At 68.5% G+C, this 2041-nt stretch carries 3 protein-coding genes; 1 reads left to right on the top strand and 2 read right to left on the bottom strand.

Going from position 1 to position 2041, the window contains the following annotated elements:
- The coding region (locus VKN16_22525; protein ID HME96987.1) for a LysM domain-containing protein at positions 1 to 237 on the top strand (237 nt) is incomplete at its 5' end.
- Here VKN16_22525 and VKN16_22520 read toward each other — a convergent pair.
- Both VKN16_22520 and VKN16_22515 read right to left on the bottom strand, forming a co-directional pair.
- Entirely contained in the window at positions 234 to 1190 is a 957-nt protein-coding gene (locus VKN16_22520; GenBank protein ID HME96986.1) for an IS481 family transposase, read from the bottom strand. The genes VKN16_22525 and VKN16_22520 overlap by 4 nt on opposite strands.
- Positions 1191 to 1647: 457 nt before the next feature.
- A complete protein-coding gene (locus VKN16_22515; protein ID HME96985.1) occupies positions 1648 to 1881 on the bottom strand; it encodes a DUF4926 domain-containing protein in 234 nt (77 codons plus the stop codon).
- Positions 1882 to 2041 lie beyond the last annotated feature (160 nt).

Below are 2041 nucleotides of genomic sequence, written 5' to 3'. Positions count from 1 at the left end.
GAGCTGAAGGTGCCCCTCGGCTCGGCCGTCGCGGTGCAGGCCGCGGTCCGGATGGACCTGGCCCCCCGCAAGCACGCTCCGGCGCCGCGAGCCGGCGTCCACGTGGTCCAGTCCGGCGACACGCTCTGGCGCATCGCGCAGCAATACGGCGTCTCCGCGACCGAGCTCGTCAAATGGAACGGCCTGGAGAAGCCCGACCGCATCTTCCCCGGCGAGCGACTCCGCATCACCGCCTAGGTGTGAACGAGCATGAGGTTGTTGTCACCCGGGAGCCGGCTGAGGGGTGGTCGGCTGCCAAGGCTGCTATGCGGACGAGCGGCATTGTAATGCTCGAGCCAGCCCGGCAGCATGCGGCTGCGATCGAACGAGGTGTAGTAGGGCCGGCGGTACGCCCACTCGCGCAACGCGGTTTGGATGAAGCGCTCGGCTTTGCCATTGGTCCGCGGGGTGTAGGGGCGGGTCCGGTGATGCGCGACGTGGAGGCCCCGACAGGTCGCGCGGAAGCTGCGCGAGATATAGCCCGAGCCATTGTCGGTCAGGATGCGCCGCACGCGGACCCCGCGGGTGCGAAACCAGCGCAGGGCTCGGCGCAGAAAGGCACTCATCGTCACGCCGCATTCATCGGCGAGCAGCTCCATGTACGCCACGCGCGAGTGGTCGTCGATGGCGATGTGGAGAAACTCCCAGCCGATGCCCCGGCTGCGGTGGGTCCGGTGGCCGGTCATGCGATGGCCCAGGCCGCGGATCCGCCCGAGTTTCTTGGTGTCCAAGTGCAGCAGGTCGCCCGCGGTGGGGTGCTCGTACCGTCGCCCCATGGGCGGCGGCTCCAGCCGCTGCCGTCGCGACATGCCCACACGGCGCAGCCCGCGGGCAATGGTGGCCGCACTCACCCCTACCGCCCGGGCGATCTCCGCACATGTCCAGCGCTGCTGGCGGAGCACGCGGGCGCCCAGCTGCACGCGGGGCTCGGTTTGGCGCGGACTGCGGTGGGGGCGACTCGACCGGTCTTGCATCCAGGCCCCATCATCCGGGACCCCCGCCGCGCGCTGGCGGTCCCGCCATTTGGCGACGGTCTGCCGCGACACCCCCAACGCCCGGGCGACGACGGTCAGCGGCGTGCCCTGCTCCACCTGGGCCACCAGTTGCGCTCGACGATACGGCGTGAGTCGGGCATTCTTGTGCACGTTCATCCAGGCCTCCTGTCCAGGGTGAGTAATGACTTGGCAGCCACTACTTTCCCCAGGTCGGCCTGGGTGAACAACCTCTTGCTTCGTCACACCTAGCTCCAGCGCGACGGATCCGGCCCGACGCGGATTGCCGCGCTCAAGGTACGCCGCGTGGGCGCGCTCGCGGGTCGCGATCGCGTCATCGAGTCGCCCGATCCAAACCGCCGCCTCGGCCAGCCGCTCGAGGTCCTCCGCCGACAGGGGTTCGATGGCATCGGCCGCACGAAAGTGCTCGAGCGCCTCGCGCCAGGCGTGCCGCCGCAGCGCATCTCGGCCGGCCACGAGCTCGCAGTCGCCGTCACTCGTCGATGCCGGGCGAGTCATCGGGTAACTAGGATCGCCGAACGCTCGCATTCACCTGTGGGCGGGCGAGCGCATGCGAGCCCGGCCGTCAGGTGAAATGCGTTGTTATCCGTCCTGTTCAAGCAGAGCGACGGCACGTTCTGACGGAGATCAGATCGTCGTCGGCCACCGGCCGGACGTGGTGGGCATTTAGCGTGAGCAGGGCTGCAGTCTTGCCGGACGCCGTCACGAACTCGACCTCCAGCCCGTCTGGCGCATACATCTCCACTACGGCGCCGAGATCGCCCTTGCGCAACCCTTCGATGTCGAGGTCGCGGGTGAGGACCACCGTGTCGAGGATGTGATATGTCATCCGCCAACCTCCGGGTAAGCTGTCACGAATCTCGGGACCTCTTCACCCGTCCGAACGACCCAGACGCTCACGACGTCCGCCGAGCTTCCGGCAGGCCCAACCAAGGGTAGCGCGGATGGAGTACTTCCGCCCATACGCCGTGTGGCTCTCGAGGGTGACG

The sequence above is a fragment of the Candidatus Methylomirabilota bacterium genome (assembly GCA_035315345.1).
Lineage (GTDB): Bacteria > Methylomirabilota > Methylomirabilia > Rokubacteriales > CSP1-6 > CAMLFJ01.
Note: the sequence above shows the minus strand (reverse complement) of the source record. Positions and strands in the feature narration are given on the sequence as shown.

What these genes read in the sequence shown, in the direction of transcription:
- VKN16_22520 (HME96986.1), bottom strand. Translation starts at nt 1,190, where the DNA reads ATGAACGTGCACAAGAATGCCCGACTCACGCCGTATCGTCGAGCGCAA.
- VKN16_22515 (HME96985.1), bottom strand. Translation starts at nt 1,881, where the DNA reads ATGACATATCACATCCTCGACACGGTGGTCCTCACCCGCGACCTCGAC.